Source organism: Streptomyces sp. NPDC008121, from assembly GCF_042957155.1.
Classification (GTDB): domain Bacteria; phylum Actinomycetota; class Actinomycetes; order Streptomycetales; family Streptomycetaceae; genus Streptomyces.
In genome coordinates, this window is record NZ_JBIBHT010000005.1 from 328,521 (window position 1) to 352,985 (window position 24,465).

22 protein-coding genes and 1 riboswitch are annotated in these 24,465 nt (G+C 73.9%); of the genes, 13 read left to right on the forward strand and 9 right to left on the reverse strand.

Annotated elements, in window-relative coordinates:
* Positions 1-16 precede the first annotated feature (16 nt).
* Positions 17-973, reverse strand: a complete 957-nt coding sequence (gene rsmH, locus ACFZBD_RS19050) for a 16S rRNA (cytosine(1402)-N(4))-methyltransferase RsmH (RefSeq protein WP_391140744.1) — start codon at positions 971-973, stop codon at positions 17-19.
* Between the two features lie 256 nt (positions 974-1,229).
* Between rsmH and ACFZBD_RS19055 the strand changes: the two genes are divergently transcribed.
* The 4 genes from ACFZBD_RS19055 (at position 1,230) to ACFZBD_RS19070 (ending at position 6,830) form a co-directional block, all read left to right on the forward strand.
* Positions 1,230-1,832, forward strand: coding sequence for a carbonic anhydrase (locus tag ACFZBD_RS19055; protein WP_391140745.1), 603 nt, complete (start codon positions 1,230-1,232; stop codon positions 1,830-1,832).
* 167 nt (positions 1,833-1,999) lie between these two features.
* Positions 2,000-3,040, forward strand: a complete 1,041-nt coding sequence (locus ACFZBD_RS19060; protein ID WP_391140746.1) for an AAA family ATPase — start codon at positions 2,000-2,002, stop codon at positions 3,038-3,040.
* Positions 3,040-4,413 carry a DUF58 domain-containing protein gene (locus ACFZBD_RS19065; RefSeq protein ID WP_391140747.1) on the forward strand — a complete coding sequence of 458 codons (1,374 nt, stop codon included), beginning with the start codon at positions 3,040-3,042 and terminating at the stop codon, positions 4,411-4,413. Before ACFZBD_RS19060 ends, ACFZBD_RS19065 begins: the two co-directional genes overlap by 1 nt.
* Entirely contained in the window at positions 4,410-6,830 is a 2,421-nt protein-coding gene (locus tag ACFZBD_RS19070) for a transglutaminaseTgpA domain-containing protein (RefSeq protein ID WP_391140748.1), read from the forward strand. Before ACFZBD_RS19065 ends, ACFZBD_RS19070 begins: the two co-directional genes overlap by 4 nt.
* A 342-nt stretch (positions 6,831-7,172) precedes the next feature.
* On the opposite strand, the gene ACFZBD_RS19075 is transcribed toward ACFZBD_RS19070, so the two are convergent.
* The 3 genes from ACFZBD_RS19075 to ACFZBD_RS19085 all read right to left on the reverse strand — a co-directional run bounded on the left by ACFZBD_RS19075 (position 7,173) and on the right by ACFZBD_RS19085 (position 9,300).
* A complete protein-coding gene (locus tag ACFZBD_RS19075) occupies positions 7,173-7,580 on the reverse strand; it encodes a DUF3040 domain-containing protein (protein WP_391140749.1) in 408 nt (135 codons plus the stop codon).
* Between the two features lie 304 nt (positions 7,581-7,884).
* Positions 7,885-8,673 (reverse strand): methyltransferase, encoded by a 789-nt coding sequence (locus ACFZBD_RS19080; protein WP_391140750.1) that lies wholly within the window; start codon positions 8,671-8,673, stop codon positions 7,885-7,887.
* A 66-nt stretch (positions 8,674-8,739) separates the two neighbouring features.
* Positions 8,740-9,300: an SAV_6107 family HEPN domain-containing protein gene (locus ACFZBD_RS19085; protein ID WP_391140751.1), complete on the reverse strand. Its 561-nt coding sequence runs from the start codon at positions 9,298-9,300 to the stop codon at positions 8,740-8,742.
* Between the two features lie 163 nt (positions 9,301-9,463).
* Here ACFZBD_RS19085 and ACFZBD_RS19090 point away from each other — a divergent pair, with 163 nt between their 5' ends.
* The 5 genes from ACFZBD_RS19090 (at position 9,464) to ACFZBD_RS19110 (ending at position 15,494) form a co-directional block, all read left to right on the forward strand.
* The gene (locus tag ACFZBD_RS19090) at positions 9,464-10,435 is read left to right on the forward strand and encodes an ATP-binding cassette domain-containing protein (RefSeq protein ID WP_391140752.1); all 972 of its coding nucleotides are present in this window, start codon (positions 9,464-9,466) and stop codon (positions 10,433-10,435) included.
* A complete protein-coding gene (locus tag ACFZBD_RS19095; RefSeq protein WP_391140753.1) occupies positions 10,407-12,494 on the forward strand; it encodes a YhgE/Pip family protein in 2,088 nt (695 codons plus the stop codon). Before ACFZBD_RS19090 ends, ACFZBD_RS19095 begins: the two co-directional genes overlap by 29 nt.
* Positions 12,495-12,536: 42 nt before the next feature.
* Entirely contained in the window at positions 12,537-13,145 is a 609-nt protein-coding gene (locus ACFZBD_RS19100) for a TetR family transcriptional regulator (protein ID WP_391140754.1), read from the forward strand.
* A 287-nt stretch (positions 13,146-13,432) separates the two neighbouring features.
* The gene (locus ACFZBD_RS19105; RefSeq protein ID WP_391140755.1) at positions 13,433-14,050 is read left to right on the forward strand and encodes a DUF4126 family protein; all 618 of its coding nucleotides are present in this window, start codon (positions 13,433-13,435) and stop codon (positions 14,048-14,050) included.
* A 10-nt stretch (positions 14,051-14,060) separates the two neighbouring features.
* A complete protein-coding gene (locus tag ACFZBD_RS19110; protein ID WP_391140756.1) occupies positions 14,061-15,494 on the forward strand; it encodes an FAD-dependent oxidoreductase in 1,434 nt (477 codons plus the stop codon).
* A 25-nt stretch (positions 15,495-15,519) separates the two neighbouring features.
* Here ACFZBD_RS19110 and ACFZBD_RS19115 read toward each other — a convergent pair whose 3' ends face one another.
* The 5 genes from ACFZBD_RS19115 to ACFZBD_RS19135 all read right to left on the reverse strand — a co-directional run bounded on the left by ACFZBD_RS19115 (position 15,520) and on the right by ACFZBD_RS19135 (position 19,787).
* Positions 15,520-16,353: a hypothetical protein gene (locus tag ACFZBD_RS19115; protein ID WP_391140757.1), complete on the reverse strand. Its 834-nt coding sequence runs from the start codon at positions 16,351-16,353 to the stop codon at positions 15,520-15,522.
* 51 nt (positions 16,354-16,404) lie between these two features.
* The gene (gene metF / locus ACFZBD_RS19120; RefSeq protein WP_391140758.1) at positions 16,405-17,322 is read right to left on the reverse strand and encodes a methylenetetrahydrofolate reductase [NAD(P)H]; all 918 of its coding nucleotides are present in this window, start codon (positions 17,320-17,322) and stop codon (positions 16,405-16,407) included.
* Between the two features lie 56 nt (positions 17,323-17,378).
* A complete protein-coding gene (gene thiE, locus ACFZBD_RS19125; RefSeq protein ID WP_391140759.1) occupies positions 17,379-18,056 on the reverse strand; it encodes a thiamine phosphate synthase in 678 nt (225 codons plus the stop codon).
* 85 nt (positions 18,057-18,141) lie between these two features.
* Entirely contained in the window at positions 18,142-18,507 is a 366-nt protein-coding gene (locus tag ACFZBD_RS19130) for an Rv2175c family DNA-binding protein (RefSeq protein ID WP_137989908.1), read from the reverse strand.
* A 116-nt stretch (positions 18,508-18,623) separates the two neighbouring features.
* Entirely contained in the window at positions 18,624-19,787 is a 1,164-nt protein-coding gene (locus tag ACFZBD_RS19135; RefSeq protein ID WP_391141208.1) for an FAD-dependent oxidoreductase, read from the reverse strand.
* A 228-nt stretch (positions 19,788-20,015) separates the two neighbouring features.
* Positions 20,016-20,128: riboswitch (TPP riboswitch) on the forward strand.
* Here ACFZBD_RS19135 and thiO point away from each other — a divergent pair.
* The 4 genes from thiO (at position 20,126) to pknB (ending at position 24,464) form a co-directional block, all read left to right on the forward strand.
* Positions 20,126-21,409 carry a glycine oxidase ThiO gene (thiO, locus tag ACFZBD_RS19140; RefSeq protein ID WP_391140760.1) on the forward strand — a complete coding sequence of 428 codons (1,284 nt, stop codon included), beginning with the start codon at positions 20,126-20,128 and terminating at the stop codon, positions 21,407-21,409. It overlaps the preceding riboswitch by 3 nt.
* Positions 21,406-21,615, forward strand: a complete 210-nt coding sequence (gene thiS, locus ACFZBD_RS19145) for a sulfur carrier protein ThiS (protein ID WP_391140761.1) — start codon at positions 21,406-21,408, stop codon at positions 21,613-21,615. The genes thiO and thiS overlap by 4 nt, the downstream gene beginning before the upstream one ends.
* Before the next feature lie 4 nt (positions 21,616-21,619).
* The gene (locus tag ACFZBD_RS19150; protein WP_391140762.1) at positions 21,620-22,417 is read left to right on the forward strand and encodes a thiazole synthase; all 798 of its coding nucleotides are present in this window, start codon (positions 21,620-21,622) and stop codon (positions 22,415-22,417) included.
* 91 nt (positions 22,418-22,508) lie between these two features.
* The gene (gene pknB, locus ACFZBD_RS19155; protein ID WP_391140763.1) at positions 22,509-24,464 is read left to right on the forward strand and encodes a Stk1 family PASTA domain-containing Ser/Thr kinase; all 1,956 of its coding nucleotides are present in this window, start codon (positions 22,509-22,511) and stop codon (positions 24,462-24,464) included.
* Position 24,465: the final 1 nt, after the last annotated feature.

The window sequence follows — 24,465 nt, forward strand, 5'->3', positions numbered from 1 at the left end:
GCCTGGCGTGCGTCGGTCACCGCTCGTCCTCCCTGATGCGCTCCGCCCCCCGGAGCCGGGCCGGGGCCGCGCGGCGGTTCTCGGCGACCTCCTCCTCCGTGGGGAGTTCGGCGCCGCGGGTGAGGAGCTTCAGGCGCGGCTGGTAGCGCTCGGGGACGACGGGGAGACCGGGCGGGGCCGTGGTCGCCGCGCCCGCCGCGAAGACCTGCTTGACCAGCCGGTCCTCCAGCGAGTGGTACGACAGGACGGCGATCCGGCCGCCGACGGCGAGCGCCTTCACCGCCGCCGGGATGGCCTCCTCCAGGACGGTCAGCTCGCCGTTGACCTCGATGCGCAGGGCCTGGAAGGTGCGCTTGGCGGGGTTGCCGCCGGTGCGCTTGGCCGCCTGCGGGAGGGAGTCGCGGATCAGCTCGACGAGCCGTGCGCTGGTGGTGAACGGCTCCTTCTCGCGCTCGCGCACGACCGCGGAGACGATGCGCTTGGCCTGCTTCTCCTCGCCGTACGCGCGCAGGATGCGGACCAGCTCGCCGGGCGGATAGGTGTTGAGGACCTCCGCGGCGCTGACCCCGGTCGTCTGGTCCATGCGCATGTCGAGCGGGGCGTCCTGCGCGTAGGCGAAGCCGCGGTCGGCCTCGTCGAGCTGCATGGAGGAGACGCCCAGGTCGAAGAGGATGCCGTCGGCCTTCGGGATGCCGAGCCGGTCGAGGACCTCGGGCAGTTCGTCGTAAACGGCGTGGACCAGCGTGGCGCGCTCCCCGAACAGGGCGAGGCGCTCGCCGGAGAGCCGCAGCGCCTCCTTGTCCCGGTCGAGGGCGACGAGCCGCGCCTCGGGGAACCGCTCGAGGAGCGCCTCGCTGTGGCCGCCGAGGCCGAGGGTGCAGTCGACCACCACCGCGCCGGGGCGCTGGAGGGCCGGGGCCAACATGTCCAGGCACCGCTGGAGCATCACCGGGACGTGTCGGTCGTTGCTCAATGCGCCCTCTCAGATCCGGCGCGGCCGGGACGTGTCACCGGCTCACCGGGCCCTACCGCCGCACACGCGGGGGAGAAATTGCCGAAATCGCTCAATGTCTCCGTGAACTTCGCGCCACTTTAGTCCACGGGCCCCGACGGTCAATCAACCGGCTGGCGCGTCGCACGGGCGGCCGGGGAGACCGGGTCGATCCGGGCGGATCACCCTGATGGGCCCGGCCCTCTCATGCCTGTGGGTTACCTCACAACAAGGTTCATTGACGTTCTTTGTCCCCTCTCACAGCGGGCCGGAACGCCCGGTGACCACTACCGTCGATGTCATGTCGACCTCTGCACACGCCTCTGCCGACGCGATAAGGACCGGTGGCTCGGTCACGGACCGTCTCGTCGAGGCCAACGAACGCTATGCCGCCCGCTTCACCGACCCCGGAATGGACGCCCGGCCGGTGCTGAACGTGGCCGTCGTCGCCTGCATGGACGCGCGGCTCGATCTGCACGCCGCGCTCGGTCTCGAACTGGGCGACTGCCACACCATCCGCAACGCCGGCGGTGTGGTCACCGACGACGTCATCCGCTCCCTCACGATCAGCCAGCGCGCGCTCGGCACGCGCAGCGTGGTGCTGATCCACCACACGGGCTGCGGTCTGGAGTCGCTGACCGAGGAGTTCCGGCACGACCTGGAGATGGAGGTCGGCCAGCGCCCGGCCTGGGCCGTCGAGGCGTTCCGCGATGTCGAGCAGGACGTCCGGCAGTCGATGCAGCGGGTGCGCACCTCGCCGTTCCTGGTGCACACGGACGACGTCCGGGGCTTTGTCTTCGACGTGACCACGGGCCTTCTCCGCGAGATCGACCCGGCTTAATCCGGCATACCCCGGCATATCGCTCGCACTTGTCCACAGGCAAGTGACACCGGGCGCCACGGGCAACAAGAATGCTCGTGTGACACCTTTCGGAAACCCTCCGGGACGGGTGTACGTGTTTCGGGGCGGGCCGCGCATCGGCCCGCGAGTGGGCCGAGGAGGGCCGGGTGACGACCTATGACGATCGAGCGAGCCTCGCTGATCTGACCACGACGGCGGAGCGTGTCCGCCGGTCGGTGGAGGGTGTGATCGAGGGCAAGCCCGAGGTCGTACGGCTTTCGCTGACCGTGCTGCTCGCCGAGGGACATCTTCTGATCGAGGATGTCCCCGGCGTCGGCAAGACGATGCTGGCCAAGACGCTGGCGCGGTCCATCGACTGCTCGGTGCGCCGCATCCAGTTCACGCCCGACCTGCTGCCCTCGGACATCACCGGCGTGTCGATCTTCGACCAGCAGCGGCGTGACTTCGAGTTCAAGCCGGGCGCGATCTTCGCCCAGATCGTGATCGGCGACGAGATCAACCGCGCCTCGCCGAAAACCCAGTCCGCCCTCCTGGAGTCCCTGGAGGAGCGGCAGGTCACGGTGGACGGACAGACGTACGAGCTGCCGAGCCCGTTCATGGTGGTCGCCACCCAGAACCCGGTGGAGATGGAGGGGACCTATCCCCTCCCCGAGGCCCAGCGCGACCGCTTCATGGCCCGCGTCTCGATCGGCTATCCCAGCCCCGAGGCCGAGCTGAAGATGCTCGACGTCCACGGCTCGGTCTCCCCGCTCGACGACCTCCAGCCGGTGGCGCACGCGCACGACATCCTGAAGCTGATCGACGCCGTGCGCGGGGTGCACGTGGCCGACTCCGTGCGGCGGTACGCCGTGGACATCGTCGCCGCGACTCGTACCCACCCCGACCTCCGGCTCGGCGCCTCCCCCCGGGCCACGCTCCATCTGCTGCGCGCCGCCAAGGCGTCCGCCGCGCTCAGCGGCCGGGAGTACGTCCTGCCGGACGACCTCCAGGCGCTGGCGGTGCCGGTGCTCGCCCACCGGTTGCTGCCGACCACGCAGGCGCAGATGAACCGCCGGACGTCCGAGCAGGTCGTCGTCGACATCCTGCAGCGGACCCCCGTCCCGGCCACCGCGCCGCCCGCCGGCCCGCCCGTCGGCCCGCCGGCCGGCCCGCTCTACGGCCAGCAGCCCGGCGTCCGGCAGCTGTGATGACGACCGCTGCCGCGCCGGAGGGGCAGCGGGGTGACGACCGGGACGTCCGGGCGGGCGACGACCGCGGCGGTCCGCGGGCCGCGCTGAGCGGTCTCACCACCCGCGGCCGCTCCTTCCTTGCCGCCGGAGTCGCCGCCGCCGTCTGCGCCTTCGTGCTCGGGCAGGGCGACCTGCTGCGCGTGGGACTGCTGCTGGCCGTGCTGCCGCTGGTCTGCGTCGCCGTGCTGTACCGCACCCGCTACCAGGTCGCGGGCAGCCGCCGGCTCTCTCCGCAGCGGGTGCCGGTCGGCTCCGAGGCCCGGGTCCATCTGCGGATGGAGAACGTCTCCCGGCTGCCCACGGGGCTGCTGATGCTCCAGGACCACGTCCCGTACATGCTCGGGCCGCGCCCCCGGTTCGTCCTGGACCGGGTCGAGGCCGGCGGCCGGCGCGAGGTGTCGTACCGGGTCCGCTCGGACCTGCGCGGCCGCTTCCCGCTGGGACCGCTCCAGCTCCGGCTGACCGACCCCTTCGGCATGTGCGAGCTGACCCGCTCGTTCAGCGCGTACGACACCCTCACGGTCGTCCCCCGCACCGAACCGCTGCCGCCGGTGAGACTGGCCGGCGAGGCGGCGGGGTACGGCGACGGGCGGCAGCGCTCGCTGGCGCTCGCCGGGGACGACGACATCATTCCGCGCGCCTACCGCCACGGCGACGACCTGCGCCGGGTCCACTGGCGCTCCACCGCCCGCTACGGCGAGTTGATGGTCCGCCGGGAGGAGCAGCCGCAGCGGGCCCGCTGCACGGTGCTGCTCGACACCCGCCGGATCGCCTACCAGGGCGCGGGCCCCGACTCCGCCTTCGAGTGGGCGGTCTCGGGCGCGGCCTCCGCCCTGGTGCACATGCTGGAGCGGGGCTTCGCGGTGCGGCTGCTGACGGACACCGGCAGCGCGGTGCCCGGTGAAAGTTCGGAGGGGTTCGCGGGTTCGTCGCAGGACACGGCCGAGGCGGCCGGTCTGATGATGGACACCCTCGCCGTCGTCGACCACTCCGACGGGGCCGGTCTCTCACGCGCCCACGACGTGCTGCGCGGCGGCAACGAAGGCCTTCTGGTCGCCTTCGTCGGCGATCTCGACGAGGAACAGGCGGCGCTGGCCGCCCGAATGCGGCAGCGCAGCGGCGCGGCGGTCGCCTTCGTCCTGGACAGCGGGACGTGGCTGACCGGCGGAGCGGTGAGCGGCGCGGTCGAGGACCGGCTGCGGCGGCTGCGGGAGGCCGGGTGGACGGCGCTGGCCGTGCCGCCGGGCGCGCGGCTCGCCGAGCTGTGGCAGCAGGCCGGCGGAATGTGGGTGGACGGCCCGGCGGGCGACATCTGGGGAGGACGGTCATGAGCGGTCGCGCGCGGCTGACGCTCGGCGCCTACGCCGCCACGCTGATGGCGGCGGGCGCGCTGCTGCCGCTGGTGAAGCCGGCGACGTGGATCTTCACAGCGGCGGTGCTGCTCGCGGTGCAGAGCGGCGTCGGGGCGCTCACCCGGCGGGTTCCGCTGGCCAGGCCGCTGACGATCGCGGCCCAGGCGGTGGTGACGCTGCTGGCGCTCACCCTGGTCTTCGCGGGCGGACACGCGCTGCTCGGGTTCCTGCCGGGGCCGGCCGCCTTCGCGCACTTCACGACCCTGTTCGAGGCGGGCGCCGCCGACATCGGCCGGTACGCCATCCCGGCCCCGGACACCGAGGGCATCCGGCTGATGGTGGTCGGCGGCGTACTGCTCGTCGGCCTGCTCGTCGACACCCTCGCGGTGACCTTCCGCAGCGCCGCGCCCGCCGGACTGCCGCTGCTCGCCCTGTACTCGGTCGCCGCGGGGCTCTCCGACGGCGGCGCGAGCTGGCTGTGGTTCCTGCTGGCGGCCGGCGGCTATCTGCTGCTCCTGCTGGGCGAGGGGCGTGACCGGCTCTCCCAGTGGGGCCGGGTCTTCGGCGGCGCGCCGCGCGCGGGCGGCCGCGGGCCGGCCGGCGGCGACGGCGGGCAGGTGCTCGCCCCGGTGCGGACCGGCCGGCGGATCGGCGTGGTCGCCATGGGCATCGCCCTGGCGGTGCCGGCCGTGCTCCCGGCGCTGAACGGCGGGTTCCTCGGCGGTCCGGGCGAAGGCTCCGGCACGGGCGGCCAGGGCGGCACGATCTCGGCGGTCAATCCGCTGGTCTCGCTCCAGGACAACCTCCGCCAGCCCGAGGACCGCGAGGTGCTCCGGTATCGGACCAACGCGCTCGACACCAGTGGCATGTATCTGCGGCTGGTCGCCCTCGACCAGTTCGACGGCACGTCGTGGAAGTCCTCGGTCCGCCCGATCGAGGACGTGCCCGAGCGGCTGCCGAAGCCGGACGGGCTCGGCGACGGGGTGCGGTCGACGGAGATCACCGGCAATTTCGTGGCCTCGCCGTCGTACGAGCAGAAGTGGCTGCCGATGCCGTATCCGGCGGCGAAGGTCGAGATCGACGGCCGCTGGCGGTACGAGCCGGCCGGGCGGATGCTCGTCGGCGACGGCAAGCAGACGACCCGGGGCGCCCGGTACACGGTGACGAGCCTGGACGTCCGCCCGACACCGGGGCAGTTGGCCGCGGCCCCGGCGGCTCCGGCCGGGCTCCGCTCGGAGTACACCCGGGTGCCCGCCTCGCTGCCGGCCGACGTGAAGGCGACGGCCCTGGCGGTGACCCGCGGCGCGCGCAACGACTACGAGCGGGCGGTGAAGCTCCAGGACTGGTTCGCCCGCGACGGCGGGTTCCGCTACGACGTGGAGGTCGAGTCGGGGACGGGGGCGCAGGCGATCTCACACTTCCTGAAGCAGAAGGAAGGGTTCTGCGTCCACTTCTCCTTCTCGATGGCGGCGATGGCGCGCTCGCTGGGCATCCCGGCGCGGGTGGCGGTCGGCTTCATGCCCGGCACGCCGCGGGCCGACGGCTCGGTGTCGGTGGGGATCCGGGACGCGCACGCATGGCCTGAGCTGTACTTCGAGGGGGCCGGGTGGATCCGGTTCGAGCCGACGCCGTCGCGCGGTTCCACTCCTGACTACACGCGGGCGCAGACTCCCTCGGACACGCCGTCGGGCTCGGCGCAACCGGAGACCAGTGCCTCGGCGCTGCCCTCCGAGGTGCCGAGCACCGAGGACAGCTGCCCGCCGCAGATGCGCCGGCAGGGCGAGTGCGGCCCCGACGCGGCGGCGGGCGCCGACGCGTCCGACGGGGGCGGGCCGAATCCGCTGATGGTGCTGCTGGTGTGCCTGGGGGTGGCGATCGCGGTGCTGCTGCCGCTGTCGCCGCTGCTGTGGCGTACGCGGGTACGGGCGGGGCGGCTCGGTTCCCCGGGCCGTACGGCCGAGGACGCGGCGGCCCGGACCCTGGCGGTCTGGCGGGAGGTCGTCGACACGGCCTGGGACCACGGGGTGGTGCCGGACGAGTCGCTGACGCCCCGGCGGACGGCGGCGCGGATCGTCCGCCTGGGCTCCTTGGAGGGCGAGGCGGCGAACGCGGTGCACCGGGTGGCGCGGGCGGTGGAGGAGGTTCTCTACGCTCCGGCCCCGCACCCGGCCGCCGGCCTGCCGGAGGAGCTCGCCCTGATCAGGACCGGCTTCCACACGGCCGCCTCCCGCCGCACCCGCCTGCGCGCCCTGCTCGCCCCCCGCTCGGCCGTCCGGGTGCTCTGGACCGCCTCTTCCCGCTGGTCCGCTGTGACGACCCGCTGGTCGGCCCACCGCCACGCCCTGACGGCCCGCGCGACGACGACCCTCCGGAAGGCCGCCCGCCAACGGGGGTGAGGGGGCGGGGGGGGGCCGGCCGGGCCCGGGCGGGGCCCGGCTGCCGGCCGGGTTCGGTCCCGAGGCTCTGACTGCTGGCCGGCTTCGGTCTCGGGGCCTGCCTCCCGGGCGGGTTCGGTCCCGAGGCCCGGCTGCCGGGCGGGTTCGGGCGGGGGCCGCCCGGTTTCGTTCGGCGGGGGCCCGGCTGCCGGCCCCGTTCGGCGGGGCCCCGTTACGCCGGCCGCGTTTCAGAGGCCCCCCGGGGCCGCACGCGACGAGCCCCGCGGGGCGGGCACCTGGGGGTGCCGGGCCGCGGGGCTCGGGAGCGTGAGGGGGCTGGTCAGAGCCCTCGGTCAGGGGGCGTCAGTGGCTGCCGCCCTGTTGTTCGTCTCGGCGGCGCTGCCACCGTTCCTCGATGCGGTGCATCATCGAACGGCGCTGCCGGGCCTGACGGCCGCCGGCCGCTCCACCCGCCGCCTGCTGCTGCTGCTCGCCCGGCTTGGGCGCCTTGCGCCAGCCGGTGACGGCCAGGACCGCGCAGCCCAGCATGACGAGGAACCCCACCACGCTGATCCAGATCTGCTGAGCGACCATTCCGGCCATGAGGAGCGCGATACCCACCAGGAAGCCGGCGACTGCCTGGTAGACCCGTCGCCGGGTGTACGTACGCAGTCCGCTTCCCTCGAGCGCTGTCGCGAACTTGGGATCTTCGGCGTACAGCGCTCGCTCCATCTGCTCGAGCATTCGCTGCTCGTGCTCCGAGAGCGGCACGGAGTCCTCCTAGTCGTCGGTCGCGGGGGCGACCGGGATGCGGCCCTTTCAGGATAGGCAGGGAATCGCCCCCGTGAAACCCGCCCTCAACGCCAAATCGCCATTCCGGGCCGCCATGCGGTTCGGTTGCTGAGGCGTTGATTCCCCTGCGCGCTGCCTGTCATGCCGGTTGGTGTCCCCCGATCATACGGGGCGAAGCCCCGGACCGGAGGGTCTGTGGCGTACTCCATGTGCGGCTGCGTCGCTGATCAGCCGGTTGCTCGACGGTCCGCGCCCGGACGGGGCCCGCACCGCCGAGCGGGTGTCAGGCGCGCTTGTCGCCCAGGACGTGCAGCTGGGTGGCGATGGCGTGGAAGGACGCCAGCTCCGCGGCGGCCGCCTCCAGCTTGAGCAGGGCCTCCGCGGCGCCGGGCTCGGTGTCGACCAGGACCCCGGGGACCAGGTCGGCGAAGACCCGGACGCCGTGCACCGCGCCGACGTCCAGACCGGCCTCGGAGGCCAGCGCGGTGAGCTGGTCCGCGGTGAAGCGCCGGGGCACCGGGTCGCCGTCGCCCCAGCGGCCGTCGGGGTCGCTCAGGGCGGTGCGGGCCTCGGTGAAGTGGCCGGCGAGGGCGCGCGCGAGGACGGCGCCGCCGACGCCCGCGGCGAGCAGGCTGAGGGCGCCGCCGGGCCGCAGCGCGGCGACCGCGTTCCGTACGCCCTCGGCCGGGTCGTCGACGTACTCGAGGACGCCGTGGCAGAGCACCACGTCGTACTCCTCGCGGGCGACGACGTCGAACAGGCCGCGGATGTCCCCTTGGACGCCCTCGACGCGGTCGGCCACACCGGCCTCGGCGACGCGCCGCTCCAGCGCGAAGAGCGCGTTCGGGCTGGGGTCGACGACGGTGACGCGGTGGCCGAGGCGGGCCACCGGCACGGCGAAGTTGCCGGATCCGCCGCCGGTGTCGAGGACGTCGAGGCTCGTCTTCCCGCCGGCCTTGGCCCGGCGGTCGAGGGCGTCCTGGAGGACGTCCCAGACGACGGCGGTACGCAGGGAGGCGCGCGACGGCCGCGACGACGTCTCTCGACCGAAGACAGGGGAAGGGTCCGACACGGCTGCTGACTCCTCGGTGACAGGGGCGAACGCTCCCACCCTATGGCCTCGAACGGTCTCTCCCGATCACCGCGCGGCCTCGTCGCCCCGGGGCTGGCGGGGCAGTACCGGCTGGAGGACGAGGAGCCGCTCGACCAGTCGCAGGAACATCCCGGCGTCCCGGATCAGATCGTCGGCGTCCCGTCGGCTCGCCGCGCCCGCGATGCCCGCCTCGGCCCTGGCCCGCCGCTCGGCGCCGGAGGCGAACAGGGCGCTCCACTCGGCCAGCTCGGGGGCGATCTCGGGCAGCACCTCCCATGCGCTGCGTATGCGCCGCCGCTTGCGCGGATCGTCCTCGGGCCTGCCCCGGGCGGCGAGCACGGCCGCCGCGGTGCGCAGGGCGGCGAGGTGGGCGGTGGCGTACCGCTCGTGGGGCGCGTCGAACGAGGCCGCCTCGTCGAGCCCGGCGCGGGCCTTGGCCAGCAGGTCGAGCGCGGCGGGCGGGGCGGTGGCGCGGCGCAGGACGGGGTGGATGTCGGTCGGCGGGCCGACCAGCGCGGGGGCGGGGCGGCCTCCCCCGTGGCTTTCGGCACGGGAGGTGCCGCCGGGGCGGCGCCGGGGCGCGGCTGCTGCGGAGGAGCTGACCATGACGAGCCTCCTGTCGTCGTGTGACGGCGCTGTGGCCGTATGTGTCCATCGTGCAGGGCACCACTGACAATCGGCCTGACCTGGGCTTTTGCCTCAACCTCCGTTCAGCGGTAAGTTTTTGCACTGACCAGTCAGTTCAAAAGGGGAAGAGGGGGGTGGATCCGTGGAAGCGCATGCGGAGGAGCCGTCGGGCGCCGCCGTCGTCGCGGACGGGTTCGGACTGAAGGGCCCGCGCGGCTGGGTCTTCCGCGAGGTCGGCTTCCGGGCGGAGCCGGGTTCGCTCGTCGCGATCGAAGGTCCTTCGGGTACGGGTCGCACCTGTCTGCTGCTCGCCCTGACCGGCCGGATGAAACCCCACGAGGGCCACGCCGAGGTCGCCGGGCTCCCGCTGCCCCGCAAGATGGCCGCCGTGCGCCGGATCAGCGCGCTCGGCCCGGTCCCCGGCGTCAGCGACCTCGACCCGGCCCTCACGGTCGACGAGCACCTGCGGGAGCGCGCCCTGCTCCAGCGCAGGTACGACGGCTCCCTGCGGTCCCTGCTGCGCCCGCGCGGGGAGCGGGCCGCCGCCACCCGGGCCCGGATCGAGGAGGCCCTGGAGGCCGCCGGGCTCGACCTGGGCACCTTGCCGAAGGCCGGGCGGACCTCCGTACGGGACCTGGAGCGCCTGGAGGCCCTGCGCCTCTCGGTCGCCCTGGCCCTGATCGGCAGGCCCCGGCTGCTCGCCCTGGACGACGCCGACATGAAGCTCCGGGACGCCGACCGCGCCGCCGCCTGGTCGCTGCTGCGGTCGATCGCCGACGCCGGCACCACCGTCCTCGCCGTCTGCAGCGAGGCCCCCGAGGGCGCCCTGCGGGTGACCACCGCGCCCCGCGCCACCCCGGCGACGGACACCCCGCAGGACCTGGCCGCCGAGGACCGGACGGCCGACGCGGACGACACCACCACCGCGGACCGGACGGACGCCATCGCCGCCGAGGACCGGACCGCCGACGCGGACGACGCCACCACCGCGGACCGGACCGCCGCCGGCAGCGGCGCGACCGGCGGCACCCACACCGAGACCACCACCGACGGCGACGCCGTCACCATCGAGGAGGGGGAGGGCGATGCGCTCGCCGAAACTGGCCGCGCTTGAGCTGAAGCGGTTCGGCAGGGGGAAGCTGCCGCGCGCCGCGCTCGTCGCGATCCTGCTGCTGCCCCTGCTCTACGGCGCGCTGTACCTGTGGTCCTTCTGGGACCCCTACAGCAGGCTCGACCGGATACCCGTCGCGCTCGTCAACGAGGACGAGGGCGCCACGGCCGACGGCAAGAAGGTCCACGCCGGCGACGACATCACGGCGGGCCTGCGCGAGAGCAAGGTCTTCGAGTGGCACGAGGTCGGCGATGCCGAGGCCCGTGCGGGCGTGGAGGACGGCACGTACTACCTCTCGCTGACCATGCCCGCCGACTTCAGCACCCGGATCGCCTCCAGCTCCGGTGACGCCCCGGAGACCGGCGCGCTCAAGGTCCGTACGAACGACGCCAACAACTACATCGTCGGGCAGATCTCCCGGACGGTGTTCTCCGAGGTCCGCACCGCGGCCTCCACCAAGTCCTCGCGCTCCTTCCTGGACCGGATCTTCATCTCCTTCTCCGACATCCACGACGCGACCGAGAAGGCCGCCAAGGGCGCCGGACAGCTCAAGGCGGGCGCGGACAAGGCCAAGAAGGGCTCCAAGAGCCTGGCCGACGGGCTGATCACCGCCAAGGAGGGCAGCGGCGACCTGGCCTCCGGGCTGAAGAAGCTCGACAAGGGCGCGGGCGAGCTGGAGACCGGCTCCCGGCAGGTCGCGGACGGCACAAAGGCCCTCGCCGACAAGGTCAACGGCAAGGCCGCCCAGGTCCGCCCGTACCTGAAGAACAACGGCAAGGCGATCGGTGACACGGCCCGCCTGGTGGCGCACTCCGCCGCGGCGGTGCGGCACGACCTCGACGACCTGGTCAGGCGCGCCCCCCTCGCCCGCAGCGCCGCCCACCTCGCCGACGACAAGCTGGAGAAGGTCCACCGCGAGCAGTGCGTCGACGACCCGCTGCCGGACCCCCAGGTGTGCCCGGCCCTCAAGGAGGCCAAGGTCACCGCCGACGACGTGGCGAAGATCGCCGACGACCTGCACGAGCTGACCAAGGACAGCGCGGGCGACCTGAAGAAGCTCGACGGGCAGCTCGCCACCCTGCAGAAGCAGGCCGAGGACCTCGCCAAGGCCGCGCCGACCCTCGAAGAGGACCTCGACGGCGCCGTCGCGAAGATCAACAAGCTCAACACCGGGGCCCAGAAGGTCGCCAAGGGCGCCGACCGGCTGCACACCGGCCTCACCACCGCCAAAACCGGCTCCAAGAACCTCGACACCGGGGTCGGCAAGCTCAAGAAGGGCGCCGGTGAACTCGACGGCGGCCTGTTCAAGCTGGTCGACGGCTCGGGCGAGCTGGCCACCGGTCTCCACGACGGCGTCGGCAAGATCCCGGACTACGACAAGCAGGACCGCGACCGCCGTACGGAGGTCATGGCCGACCCGGTCGAGCTCGCCTCCCAGTCGATGCACAAGGCACCCAACTACGGCACCGGTTTCGCCCCGTACTTCATCCCGCTCTCCCTCTGGGTCGGCGCGATGGTGGCGTACATGCTGATCCAGCCGCTCAACCGGCGCGCCCTGGCCGCCGGTGCCTCGGCCTGGCGGATCGCGCTGGCCGGCTGGCTCCCGGTCGCGGCGATCGGGCTGCTCCAGGTCGCCGCGCTGATGTCGGTGCTGCACTGGGGCCTCGGCCTGCAGATGGCCAGCGCCGCCGGGACGGTCGGCTTCCTCGCCCTGGTGACCTGCTGCTTCGCCGCGATCATCCAGTGGCTCAACGCCCGCTTCGGCGCGGCGGGGCGGATCCTCGTCCTCGCGGTGCTGATGCTGCAGCTGACCTCGGCGGGCGGAACGTACCCCGTGCAGACCAGCCCGGGCTTCTTCAACGCCATCCACCCCTTCCTGCCGATGAGCTACGTGGTCGAGGCGCTGCGGCGGCTGATCACGGGCGGCGGGACCGGTCCGGTGTGGCAGGCGGTCGCGGTGCTGTCCGCGTTCACGGTGGGCGCCCTGGCGCTGACCGCCCTCTCGGCCCGCGGCAAGCAGGTGTGGACCCTGGACCGCCTCCACCCCGAACTGTCCCTGTGACACCGGGACCCCGACAGCCGCCGCACCTGTGAGAATCGAGCCATGGACAGCAGCAGCACCAGACGCCGGGCCACGCGCGCGAAGCTCTACGAGGCCGCCGTCACCCTCATCGCCGAGCAGGGCTTCTCGGCGACGACGGTGGACGAGATCGCCGAGCGCGCGGGCGTCGCCAAAGGCACGGTGTACTACAACTTCAAGAGCAAGACCGAACTCTTCGAGGAGCTGCTGAGGCACGGCGTGGGCCTGCTCACCGCCTCCCTGCGGGACGCGGCCGAGGAGACGGAGAAGCGGGGCGGGAGCCGGGTCGACGCGCTCGACGCGATGATCCGGGCGGGCCTGGTCTTCATCGACCGCTATCCGGCCTTCACCCAGCTGTACGTCGCCGAACTGTGGCGCACGAACCGGGCGTGGAACGAGACCCTGCTGGTGGTCCGTCAGCAGGCGGTGGCCGTGGTGGAGGGCGTCCTGCGCGAGGGCGTCGAGGGCGGGGAGCTGAGCGAGGAGATCGACATCCCGCTGACGGCGGCGGCGCTGGTCGGGATGGTCCTGGTGGCCGCCCTCGACTGGCAGGCGTTCCAGCGGGAGCGCTCGATCGACGACGTGCACAGCGCGCTCTCCCGGCTGCTGCACGGGCGCGTGAGCGGCCGCTGACGGCAGACGAAAGACGCCGGTCCGATGAGGCTCGATCCCCCCGAGCCTCGCCGGACCGGCGCTTCTTTCATCCCCCGTGCACCCCCGTTACGGCAGGTGCGCGGCCCCGATCCGCAGCCCCGTGTCCGCGGTTGCGGGGCCGCGCCCCTTCCGTGGTCTCCACTCTGCCGTCCGCGCAGGTCGGAGCCCATCCGCGCGGCTACTCATCTCCGCGCCTGAGTACGGGTACTCACGGCCGCGTCACGGTCCCCACGCGCGCGTGGCGCCCGCTGGCTACGATCGCGTGCGTGTCCGTACTCCCCCTGGTCTTCACCAGCGGCTGGGCGAGCGGGATCAACGCGTACGCGGTGGTCCTGCTGCTCGGCCTCTTCGGCGCGACCGGTCTCACCGACGAGGTGCCCGCGTCGCTGCAGCGCACCGACGTCCTGATCGCCGCCGGGGTGCTCTTCCTGTGCGAGGCGGTGGCGGACAAGATCCCGTACGTCGACTCCGTCTGGGACTCCATCCACACGGTGGTCCGCCCGGTCGCGGGGGCGGTGGTCGGCGCGCTGCTCGCCGGGCAGTCCGGTTCGCTGCCGGAGCTGGCCGCCGGCGCGGTGGGCGGCTCCACCGCCCTGCTCAGCCATGTCGTCAAGGCCGGGACGCGGATGGCGATCAACACCTCGCCGGAGCCGTTCTCCAACATCGCGGCGAGTGTCGCGGAGGACCTCGGCGTCGCCGGGATCATCACCTTCGCGATCTTCAATCCGCAGGCCGCGGCGATCATCGCCGCCGTGCTGCTCGTCCTCGGTCTGGTGATACTGGGCTTCCTCGCCCACCGCATCCGCCGCTTCCTGCGCCGCCGGGCCCAGCGCCGGGAGGAGAAGCGGCTGGCTGCCGCCCGGCCCCGCCACCCCGGCGGATAGGGTCCCTGACATGGCACGGATTGTGGTGATCGGCGCCGGCATGGGCGCCATGGCGGCGGCCGCGCGGCTGGCCGTGGCGGGCCACCGGGTGACGGTGTACGAACGCACGGAGACCTACGGCGGCGCGGTGCGCCGCCTCGCCCGCGACGGGTTCGCCTTCGACACGGGGCCGGGGCTGCTCCATCTGCCCGCCGTCTACCGCGATCTGTTCGTCAAGACCGGCAAAGAGCCGCTGGAGGAGTGCGTCGAGCTGACGCAGGTCGACCCGGCGAGTCGCCATGTCTTCGCCGACGGCACCCTGGTCGACCTCCCCAACGCCTCCCGCGCGGGGACGGTCGCCGCCCTGGACGCGGCGCTCGGCGCCGGCGCGGGCGAGCGCTGGGGCGCGTTCATGGTCCGGGCCCGCGAAGCCTGGGACCGCACCCGGCGCCCGCTCCTGGAGGAGCCGCGGACGGCGGACACCGCGGCGCTCGCCCGGGAGCCGTACCCGGCGCCGAAGGCGGGGCTGTTGCGCCGCCCCACGACGACGCTCGCGCGGATCGGGTCGCGGGAGCTGCGCGACCCCCGGCTCGCCGCGCTCCTCGACTCCTACGCCTGGGCCTACGGCTTCGATCCGGCCACCGCCCCGGCCGCGGCCGCCGTCCTGCCGTACATGGAGCAGACGTTCGGGACGTGGTACGTCCGGGGCGGTCTGCGGGCGCTCGCGGACGCGGTGTACGCGCGGTGTCTGCGGCGGCGGGTGGACTTCGTCTTCGACGCGCGCGTGGACCGGGTCCTGGAGAAGGACGGGCGGGCGGCCGGGGTGGTGCTGGCCGGCGGCGAGACCGTGGCGGCGGACCACGTCGTCGCGGGCGCGCCCGTGCCCGCGCTGTACCGGGACGGGGTGGTGGGCCGGGCTGCCGGGGGCGACGGGCCGGGGCACCAGGCCGACGGGACGGGCCGGGTGACGGTCTGTCTGGCGCTGCGCGGTGCCCGGGAGGCCGGGGCCGCGCACCGGACGGTCGTGCACGCCTCCGGGGACCGCCCCACCACGACCGTGCTGCGGCCCGACGATCCGTCTCTCCGCCCCGACGCCGGCCACGAGTCGGTCACCCTCACGGCGACGCTGCGCCTCGACCCGGCGTACGACGCGACGGCGGTCGGCGAGGCGATGGTGACGGCGGCGGAAGCCGCCGTGCCCGGGCTCCGGGAGCGGCTGCTCTGGCGGGAGGTCCGCACCCCGGACGACACCCTGCGCGAGACGGGCGTCGCCGGCGTGCCGGGTCCGGCCCTTGCGGGCGGCTCGGGCGCCTTCCTGCCCGCCGCCAACCTCTCGCCGCTGCCGGGCCTCTACTTCGCCGGAGGCTGGTCCCACCCGGGCGGCGGGCTGGCCCACGCGGGCATGTCGGGGGCGCTGGTCGCCGGCCTGATCGTGGAGGGCGACGACTTCCGCGGCTCACGGTGAGGGGCGGACGGCTTTCTCCTGCCGTCTAGTACCGGTACTGCTGGTCGTTGCCGTAGTCGTGGTGTTCCTGGCCCTGCGGGTACGGGGGCTGTTCGCCGTCGCGCTGCTGCGGCACCCAGACTCCGCCGGGCGGCGTGTCGTAGCCGTAGGACGGGGCGTACGGGTCGGCGTAGGGCTGCTGGCCGCCGGTGCCGTAGTCGTACGTGCCGTACTGCTGGCCGTCCGTCGTCGGGCCGATGTACGGGTCCGAGTAGGCGGCGTACTGCTGCTGTCCGCTGCCGTAGTCGTAGCCCGGCTGCTCGTACGCGGGCTGGTCGTAGCCCGGCTGGTGGCCGTAGCCCGGCTGCTCCTGGTGGGGCGCGTACGGGTCGTAGCCGCCGTAGGCGGGGCCCGCCTCGGACCGGGCGGCCGTCTGGTCGTAGGCGCCGGCGTAGACGCCGTACTGGCCGGTGTCGTCGGGCATCGGCTGGGGCTCGTACACCGCGGTCCGCTCGGCCGCGGAGGGCTCGGCCGCCGCCGGCTCGTAGGCGACCTCGGTGACCTCCAGGGTGGGGCCGGCGGCCTCGGCCGGCGCGGTGGACCTGCGGCGGCGGCTCGCGCCCGGGTTGCCGCCGATCGCCCATCCGGTGGAGAAGCCGCGGCGGAAGGAGAGCGTCACGTAGGTCTGTCCGACGGCGAAGGCGACGGCGCCCGCGATGATCACGGCGACCGAGGGCAGCAGGACGCCGAGGACGACGCCGAGGAAGCCGCAGAACGCCAGGACGCGCCAGCGCAGCCGCGCCTTGTACTGCAGGAGCACCTCACCCAGCAGCCACAACGCCACGACACCGAACGCGATGTAGAGGACCGTCCACCCCATGCCCGCCCCTCTCCTACGGCCACCGCCGCGGGTCTGGGGCGGGTACGCCGGTCACGACTGCACGTGCAGTCCGAGATTCTCGTAGATCTCCAGCGTCGCGGTGGAGTTGTTCAGCGTGATGAAGTGCAGTCCGGGGACACCCTCGGAGAGCAGACGCGCGCAGAACTCCGTCGCGAACTCGATGCCAATGGAGCGTACAGCGGCCGGATCGTCCTTGACGGCGAGGATGCGCTCTTTCACATCGGCCGGGAACGCGGCGTTGCTCAGCTGGGGCAGCCGGTCGAGGGTCTTGACGTTCACAACGGGCATGACTTCGGGGATGATCGGCGTCTCACAGCCGGCCTTCTGGACGCTGTCGCGCATCCGGAGGTAGTTCTCCGGGTCGAAGAACATCTGGGTGATGGCGTAGTCGGCGCCGGCATGGCACTTGTCCACGAAGTGCCGGATGTCCGTGTCCCAGTCGGTGGAGCGGGGGTGCATCTCGGGGAAGGCGGCGACGCCGACGCAGAAGTCGCCGGACTCCTTGATCAGCCGGACCAGGTCGGCGGCGTACCGCACGCCCTCCGGGTGCTCGATCCACTCCCCCAGCGGGTCGCCCGGCGGGTCGCCGCGCAGGGCGAGCATGTTGCGGATCCCGGCGTCGGCGTACTGGCCCAGGACGTTGCGCAGCTCGGCGACCGAGTGGTCGACGGCGGTGAGATGGGCCACCGGGGTGAGGACGGTGTCGGCGGCGATCTTCTGGGTGGCCTTGACCGTCCCGCCGCGGGTGGACCCGCCGGCGCCGTAGGTGACGGAGACGAAGCTGGGGGCGACCGCCTCGATCCTGCGCAGGGCGTTCCAGAGGCTTCGCTCGCCCTTCTCCGTCCTGGGCGCGAAGAACTCGAAGGAGTACGAACGCTTGCCGGACGCGAGGATGTCGCGGACCGTACGAGCGCGGTCCGAGCGGGTGGAAGCGGTTCCTAGGGCCATACCGGCAGGTTAGACGGGGTACCTCCGCCGACGAAGCGGAGTCCGAAAGATGGACGTCATCCGGCCGCCCGCTCGTGGACGCGCTTGGCCAGGCGCGCGGTCGCCGCGGCGGGGTCGTCGGCCTCGGTGATCGCCCGGACGACGACGATCCGGCGGGCGCCCGCGTCCAGGACCTCGTCGAGGGTGGTCTCGTCGATGCCGCCGATGGCGAACCAGGGGCGCTCCTGGGGCAGGGAGGCGGCGTACCGCACGAGCCCGAGGCCGGGAGCGTACCGGCCGGGCTTGGTGGGGGTGGGCCAGCAGGGGCCGGTGCAGAAATAGTCCACGCCCGGTTCGGCGACGGCGGCGTCGACCTCGGACTCGGCGTGGCAGGAGCGGCCGATCAGCACTCCCCCGGACTCGGTCCGGGGGGATTCCCAGCCGAGGATGGCGCGGGCGGCGGGGACGGGCAGGTCTCCCTGGCCGAGGTGCAGCACGTCGGAGCCGATGGCGTGGGCGACGTCGGCCCGGTCGTTCACGGCGAGGAGCGTGCCGTGGCGGCGGCAGGCGTCGGCGAATACGGCGAGGTGCTCCAGCTCCTCGCCGGCCTCCAGGCCCTTGTCGCGGAGCTGCACGATGTCCACGCCGGAGGAGAGCACGGCGTCGAGGAACGCGGGCAGGTCGCCCTGGCGCCTGCGGGCGTCCGTGCAGAGGTAGAGCCGGGCGTCGGCGAGCTGCGCGCGTGGCGTGGACATGGGTGGTTCCCCCCGTGGGCTGCGGCGGTGCCGTGGGGCCGGGGCGGGCCCGGCCCCACGGACCTCCTGTGGTGGCGTGGGTGCGTCAGACGGCGAGCGCCTGGGCGCGGCGCTTCACCTCCGTGCCGCGATTCTCGCTGAGGGCCTGCGCGGGCGTGCCCGGCAGGGTCGGGTCGGGAGTGAAGAGCCACTCCAGCATCTCTTCGTCGGTGAAGCCGTCGTCCTTCAGGAGCGTCAGGGTGCCGCTGAGGCCCTTGACGACCTTGTCGCCGTCGATGAAGGCGGCGGGCACCTGGAGCGCCCGGTTCTCTCCGCGGCGCACGGCGATGAGCTGGCCCTCCTTGACCAGCTGCCGCACGCGCGTCACCTCGACATCGAGCATTTCCGCGATGTCGGGGAGGTAGAGCCAGGCGGGGACGAGAGCATCGATTCTTGCGTCAATCTCGGTCACGGGAACAAGCCTGCCATCTGGGACTGACAGTCGGTAGTCGGGCCCCGTGGAGTGTCCGCTCCCGGCCGGGGCGGGGGCACGGGCGCGCGGCCCCGGCCGGGCGCCCTGAGCACGTCTCAGAGGACCGCCGTCTTCAGGGCGACGGCCGGGTCGGTGGCCCGGGCGGGGTCGAGGCGGGCGGCCGCCTCGATCAGCTTGCGGCCCTGGGCCAGGTCGCGGGGGCGGCCCACGGCGAGCAGGGCGACCAGGACGCCCGCGCGCAGCCAGAGGACGGACCAGGAGGCGCCGGCGGGGTCGCCGCGGCGGACGAGCGCGTCGGCGGTGGTGTGGTGGCCCGCGTACTGCACGAAGCGGCCGAACTGCTCGGACCAGAAGTACGGCACCGGGTCGTAGGCCCCGGGGTTCTCGCCGATGATGTCGGCCGCGACCGTCCGCGGGCCCTGGAGGGCGTTGTCCCAGTGGTGGACCAGGAGCCGCTCGCCGTAGCGGGCGGACGGGAAGGAGGCGCAGTCGCCGACGGCGTACACGCCGGGTACGGAGGTGCGCAGCCGGTCGTCGGCGGTGAGGGAGCCGCCGGCGTCGAGGGTGACGCCGGAACCGGCGAGCCAGTCGGTGGCGGGGCGGGCGCCGATGCCGACGACGACGGCGTCGGCGGGCAGCCGCCGCCCGTCGGCGAGGACGACGCTGCCGCCCTCGAAGCGGTCCACGCGCGCGTGGGTGAGGAGAGCGGCGCCGCTCTCCTCGTACCAGCGGGCCATGGGGGCGGCGACCTCGGCGGGCAGCGCGCCCGCGAGCGGGTGGTCGGCGGCCTCCACGACGGTGACGGCGCACCCCGCCTCGCGCGCGGCGGTGGCGAACTCGGCGCCGATCCAGCCGGCGCCGACGACCACGATGTCGTGGCGCCGTTCCAGGACGGGCTTGAGCCGGGCGGCGTCGTCGAGGGTGCGCAGCAGATGGACCCCGGGCACGCCCTCGGTGCCGGGAAGGGTGACGGGCTGGGCGCCGGTGGCGACGACCAGGACGTCGTAGGGGACGGGGCCGGCCTCGGTGTCGATCTCGCGGTCGCCGGCGCGCAGGCCGGTGACCTCCAGGCCGAGGCGCAGCTCGATGGCGAGTGCTTCGAAGTCGACGTCGAAGGCCGAGTCCTCGGCCTTGCCCAGGAGTACGGCCTTGGAGAGCGGGGGCCGGTCGTAGGGCTGGTGCGGCTCGGCTCCGATGAGGGTGACGGGGCCTTCGAAGCCCTGTTCGCGCAGGGCGACGGCGGTCTGCACCCCCGCCATCCCGGCGCCCACGATCACGACGTGCTGCTGTGCCTGCTTCTGCTCGCTCACCCGATCACCTTACGCAGCTGACGTGCCGTCAGGAAGGCAGCGGTCGCACCCGCGACGGGCCGGCTCCTCCCGCCGGGGCCGTCCGCCCGGCTCGGCGCCTCTTCCCACCCGCGCCCCGGGGAGGCGGGAGGCTCCCTTACCGGCCGCCGAGGGCGGGGGTTAGTCTGACCGTCAACGTAGAGCACTCGCGGGAGCCCGGACGCACCGGGCTGAGAGGGAGGCTGGCCGGCCTCCGACCGTACGAACCTGATCCGGGTCATGCCGGCGAAGGGAGGGGCTGGACGCCCATGCCATCACGTACGCCACACCTCGGTGCGCCGTCCGCGCGCACCCCGGACTCCGGTGCGCCGTCCGCGCGCACCCCGCACGTCCGGACACCGCACGCGCACGCCGCGCACCCCGGGACACCACCCGCCGGTACCTCCTCGGACGTCCTCGTCATCGGGGGCGGGATCATCGGCCTCGTCACGGCCTGGCGCGCGGCGCAGCGCGGGCTGCGGACGGCGCTCGTCGATCCGGAGCCCGGGGGCGGGGCGGCGCGGGTGGCGGCCGGAATGCTCGCCGCCGTCACCGAACTCCACTACGGCGAGGAGACCCTGCTCGGCCTCAACCTCGCCTCCGCGCGCCGCTATCCCGACTTCGTCGCGGAGCTGCGGGACGCCACCGGCCAGGACGTCGGCTACCGCTCCTGCGGAACGCTCGCCGTCGCGCTGGACGCCGACGACCGGGCGCACCTGCGGGAGCTGCACGCCCTGCAGACGCGGTGCGGTCTGGAATCGGAGTGGCTCAGCGGGCGCGACTGCCGCCGTCTGGAGCCGATGCTGGCCCCGGGCGTCCGGGGCGGGCTGCGGGTCGACGGCGACCACCAGGTCGATCCGCGCCGGCTGGCCGCCGCGCTGGTCACCGCCTGCGAGCGGGCCGGGGTGGTCGTCCACCGGAGCGTCGCCGAGCGGCTGACGGTGGTGCGCGACCGGGCCGTGGGCGCGGTCCTCGCGGACGGGACGGAGCTCGGCGCCGACCAGGTCGTCCTCGCCGCCGGCAGCCTCAGCGGCCGGCTCGACGGTGTACCGGAGGAGGTGCTGCCGCCCGTACGGCCCGTCAAGGGGCAGGTGCTGCGGCTGAGCGTGCCGCCGGCGTACGCGCCGTTCCTCTCCCGGACGGTCCGGGCCGTGGTGCGCGGCAGCCACGTCTATCTGGTGCCGCGCGAGAACGGGGAGCTGGTCGTCGGGGCGACGAGCGAGGAGCTGGGCTGGGACACCACCGTCACGGCGGGCGGGGTGTACGAACTGCTGCGCGACGCGCACGAGCTGGTGCCCGGCATCACCGAGCTGCCGCTCACCGAGACCCGGGCGGGCCTGCGACCCGGGTCCCCGGACAACGCGCCGCTGCTCGGGCCGAGCGCCCTGCCGGGGCTCCATCTGGCCACCGGCCACTACCGCAACGGGGTGCTGCTCACCCCCGTCACCGGCGACGTCATGGCGGAGGTGCTGACCACCGGCACGCTCCCGGACGAGGCCCGCCCCTTCACTCCCCGCCGCTTCTCTCCCGTACGTCTGGAGCAGCCCGCATGAACGTGCTGAACGTGTCCGTGAACGGGGAGCCGCGCACGCTTCCCGGCCCCGTCTCGCTCGACGCCCTGGTCGCCACCCTCACCGCGGCGCCCTCGGGGGTGGCCGCGGCCGTCAACGAGACCGTGGTGCCGCGCGGCCGGTGGGCCGTGACGGTCATCGGCGACGGCGACCGGGTCGAGGTCCTCACCGCCGTCCAGGGAGGCTGAGCCGATGTCCGACGACACCTTCGTCCTCGCGGGTACGGAGTTCTCCTCGCGCCTGATCATGGGCACGGGCGGGGCGCCCAGCCTGGACGTCCTGGAGCGCTCGCTGGTCGCCAGCGGCACGGAGCTGACGACGGTCGCCATGCGGCGACTGGACCCGACGGTGCGGGGCTCGGTCCTCTCCGTCCTGGAGCGGCTCGGGATCCGGGTCCTGCCGAACACGGCGGGCTGCTTCACGGCGGGCGAGGCGGTGCTGACCGCGCGCCTGGCCCGGGAGGCCCTCGGGACCGACTGGGTCAAGCTGGAGGTCGTCGCCGACGAGCGGACCCTGCTGCCGGACGGGGTGGAGCTGCTCGACGCGGCGGAGACGCTGGTGGACGACGGCTTCACGGTCCTGCCGTACACCAACGACGACCCGGTCCTCGCGCGGAAGCTGGAGGACGTCGGGTGCGCCGCGATCATGCCGCTCGGTTCGCCGATCGGCTCCGGGCTCGGGATCCGCAACCCGCACAACTTCCAGCTGATCGCGGAGCGGGCCGGGGTGCCGGTGATCCTGGACGCGGGGGCCGGGACGGCTTCGGACGCGGCGCTCGCGATGGAGCTGGGGTGCGCGGCGGTGATGCTGGCGTCGGCGGTGACCCGGGCGCAGGAGCCGGTGCTCATGGCGTCGGCGATGCGGCACGCGGTCGAGGCGGGCCGGCTGGCGTGGCGGGCGGGCCGCATCCCCCGCCGCCATTTCGCCGAGGCGTCCTCCCCCGCGGAGGGCCGCGCCGCCCTGGACCCGGAGCGTCCCGCGTTCCGATGACGTGATCCCGGCCACCCCGTCCCGTCACAGGTGCGCTGCAGTCGCCGGTGGCGGCGACGGGGTGTCCGCGGGGACTCGTAAACTCGGGGCCGTGGACACGACCCTTCAGGACCCTCTCGTCGGGCAGCTGCTCGACGGCCGCTACCACGTCGACGCGCGCGTCGCCGTCGGCGGGATGGCCACGGTCTACCGGGCCGTCGACACCCGCCTCGACCGGGTGCTCGCGCTCAAGGTGATGCATCCGGCGCTGGCGACCGACGCCACCTTCGTCGAGCGGTTCATCCGCGAGGCGAAGTCCGTGGCGCGGCTCTCCCACCCCAACGTCGTCGGGGTCTTCGACCAGGGCGCGGACGGGGCGTACGTCTATCTCGCGATGGAGTACGTCGCCGGCTGCACCCTGCGCGACGTGCTGCGCGAGCGCGGCGCCCTGCAGCCCCGGGCCGCGCTGGACATCCTGGAGCCCGTCCTCGCGGCGCTCGGCGCCGCGCACCGGGCCGGTTTCGTCCACCGGGACATGAAGCCGGAGAACGTCCTGATCGGGGACGACGGCCGGGTCAAGGTCGCCGACTTCGGTCTCGTACGGGCCGTCGGCTCGGCCACGAACACCACCGGCTCCGTCCTCGGCACGGTCTCGTACCTCGCCCCCGAGCAGATCGAGCACGGCACCGCCGACACCCGCGCCGACGTGTACGCCTGCGGTGTCGTCCTGTACGAGATGCTGACCGGCGGGAAGCCGCACGGCGGGGACACGCCCGCGCAGGTCCTCTACCGGCACCTGAACACCGACGTCCCGGCCCCCTCGGCCGTCGTCCCCGGCCTCGCGGTCGAGCTGGACGAGCTGGTCACGGCGGCCACCGCCCGCAACCCGGAGATCCGCCCTTACGACGCCGTCGCGCTGCTCGCCCTGACCCGGGAGGCCCGGGCGGCCCTCGGTGACGAGCAGCTCGACGCGGTGCCGCCGGGGGCGCGCGCCGAGACGGACGGGGCGGGCGAGGACGGCTCCGAGGACCGGACCAGCGTGATCCCGCGCACCGCCGTGCCGCAGCACACGAGCCGGCTGGCGATGCCCCCGGAGCCCGAGCCGGAACCGCGTCCCTCGCGCCGGGCAGGCGGCTTCGCGGGCGCCGGTGGCGTGGGGTCCGGTGCGCGCAGGCTGCCCCGCCCGCGCGGTCCCCTGCTCGTCCTCGCCCTCGTCCTGGTGGCCCTCGGGCTCGGCGGCGGCGTCTGGTACATCAATTCCGGCCAGTTCACCCGGGTCCCCGCCATCCTCGGCCAGAGCGAGGCCCAGGCCACGCAGCGGCTGGAGAAGGCGGGCCTGGAGGTCGGGAAGACCCGGCGCGCGTTCAGCGAGGTCTACGAACGCGGGACGGTCATGGCCACGGACCCGGCCCCGGGCGAGCGCATCCGCGGAAACGGCACGGTGACGCTCACCCTCTCCCGCGGCCCGGAGATCGTGAAGGTCCCCCGCCTGGAGGGCAGGACGCTCGCCGAGGCCAAGCGGATGCTGACCGAGGAGGGCCTGGCCCCCGGTGTGGTCACGGAGGCCTTCAGCGAGGACGTGCCGCAGTCCGCGGTGATCGGCTCCGACCCCGGGCCCGGCACCGAGCGCTCCCCCGACTCGGCGGTCGCCCTGATCGTCAGCAAGGGCGCCCCGATCGAGGTTCCCTCCGTGTCCGGCGAGTCCGTGGCCGACGCCACCCAGACGCTGCGGAACGCCGGGCTGAAGGTGCAGGTCGCGGCCGAGCGGATCGACTCCCCGCGGCCGGCCGGTTCGGTCGCCGCCCAGTCCCTGGCCGAGGGCAGCCGCGCCGCCCGCGGCGACACGATCACCCTCACGGTCTCCAAGGGGCCGAGGATGATCGAGGTGCCCGACGTCATGGGCGAGCAGATCGACACCGCGCGCGAGCGGCTGGAGGGCGCCGGCTTCGAGGTGGAGGTCAAGAAGACCTTCCCCTTCCTCGGCGACACCGTCTCCGCCCAGTCCGTCGAGGGCGGCTCCACCGCCCCCGAGGGCTCCACCGTCACGCTCACGACCAAGGGACTGTAGA

What these genes read in the sequence shown, in the direction of transcription:
- ACFZBD_RS19065 (WP_391140747.1), top strand. Translation starts at nt 3,040, where the DNA reads ATGACGACCGCTGCCGCGCCGGAGGGGCAGCGGGGTGACGACCGGGAC.
- ACFZBD_RS19070 (WP_391140748.1), top strand. Translation starts at nt 4,410, where the DNA reads ATGAGCGGTCGCGCGCGGCTGACGCTCGGCGCCTACGCCGCCACGCTG.
- ACFZBD_RS19085 (WP_391140751.1), bottom strand. Translation starts at nt 9,300, where the DNA reads ATGGTCAGCTCCTCCGCAGCAGCCGCGCCCCGGCGCCGCCCCGGCGGC.
- ACFZBD_RS19095 (WP_391140753.1), top strand. Translation starts at nt 10,407, where the DNA reads ATGCGCTCGCCGAAACTGGCCGCGCTTGAGCTGAAGCGGTTCGGCAGG.
- ACFZBD_RS19100 (WP_391140754.1), top strand. Translation starts at nt 12,537, where the DNA reads ATGGACAGCAGCAGCACCAGACGCCGGGCCACGCGCGCGAAGCTCTAC.
- ACFZBD_RS19110 (WP_391140756.1), top strand. Translation starts at nt 14,061, where the DNA reads ATGGCACGGATTGTGGTGATCGGCGCCGGCATGGGCGCCATGGCGGCG.
- ACFZBD_RS19115 (WP_391140757.1), bottom strand. Translation starts at nt 16,353, where the DNA reads ATGGGGTGGACGGTCCTCTACATCGCGTTCGGTGTCGTGGCGTTGTGG.
- metF (WP_391140758.1), bottom strand. Translation starts at nt 17,322, where the DNA reads ATGGCCCTAGGAACCGCTTCCACCCGCTCGGACCGCGCTCGTACGGTC.
- thiE (WP_391140759.1), bottom strand. Translation starts at nt 18,056, where the DNA reads ATGTCCACGCCACGCGCGCAGCTCGCCGACGCCCGGCTCTACCTCTGC.
- ACFZBD_RS19135 (WP_391141208.1), bottom strand. Translation starts at nt 19,787, where the DNA reads ATGGCGGGGGTGCAGACCGCCGTCGCCCTGCGCGAACAGGGCTTCGAA.
- thiO (WP_391140760.1), top strand. Translation starts at nt 20,126, where the DNA reads ATGCCATCACGTACGCCACACCTCGGTGCGCCGTCCGCGCGCACCCCG.
- thiS (WP_391140761.1), top strand. Translation starts at nt 21,406, where the DNA reads ATGAACGTGCTGAACGTGTCCGTGAACGGGGAGCCGCGCACGCTTCCC.
- ACFZBD_RS19150 (WP_391140762.1), top strand. Translation starts at nt 21,620, where the DNA reads ATGTCCGACGACACCTTCGTCCTCGCGGGTACGGAGTTCTCCTCGCGC.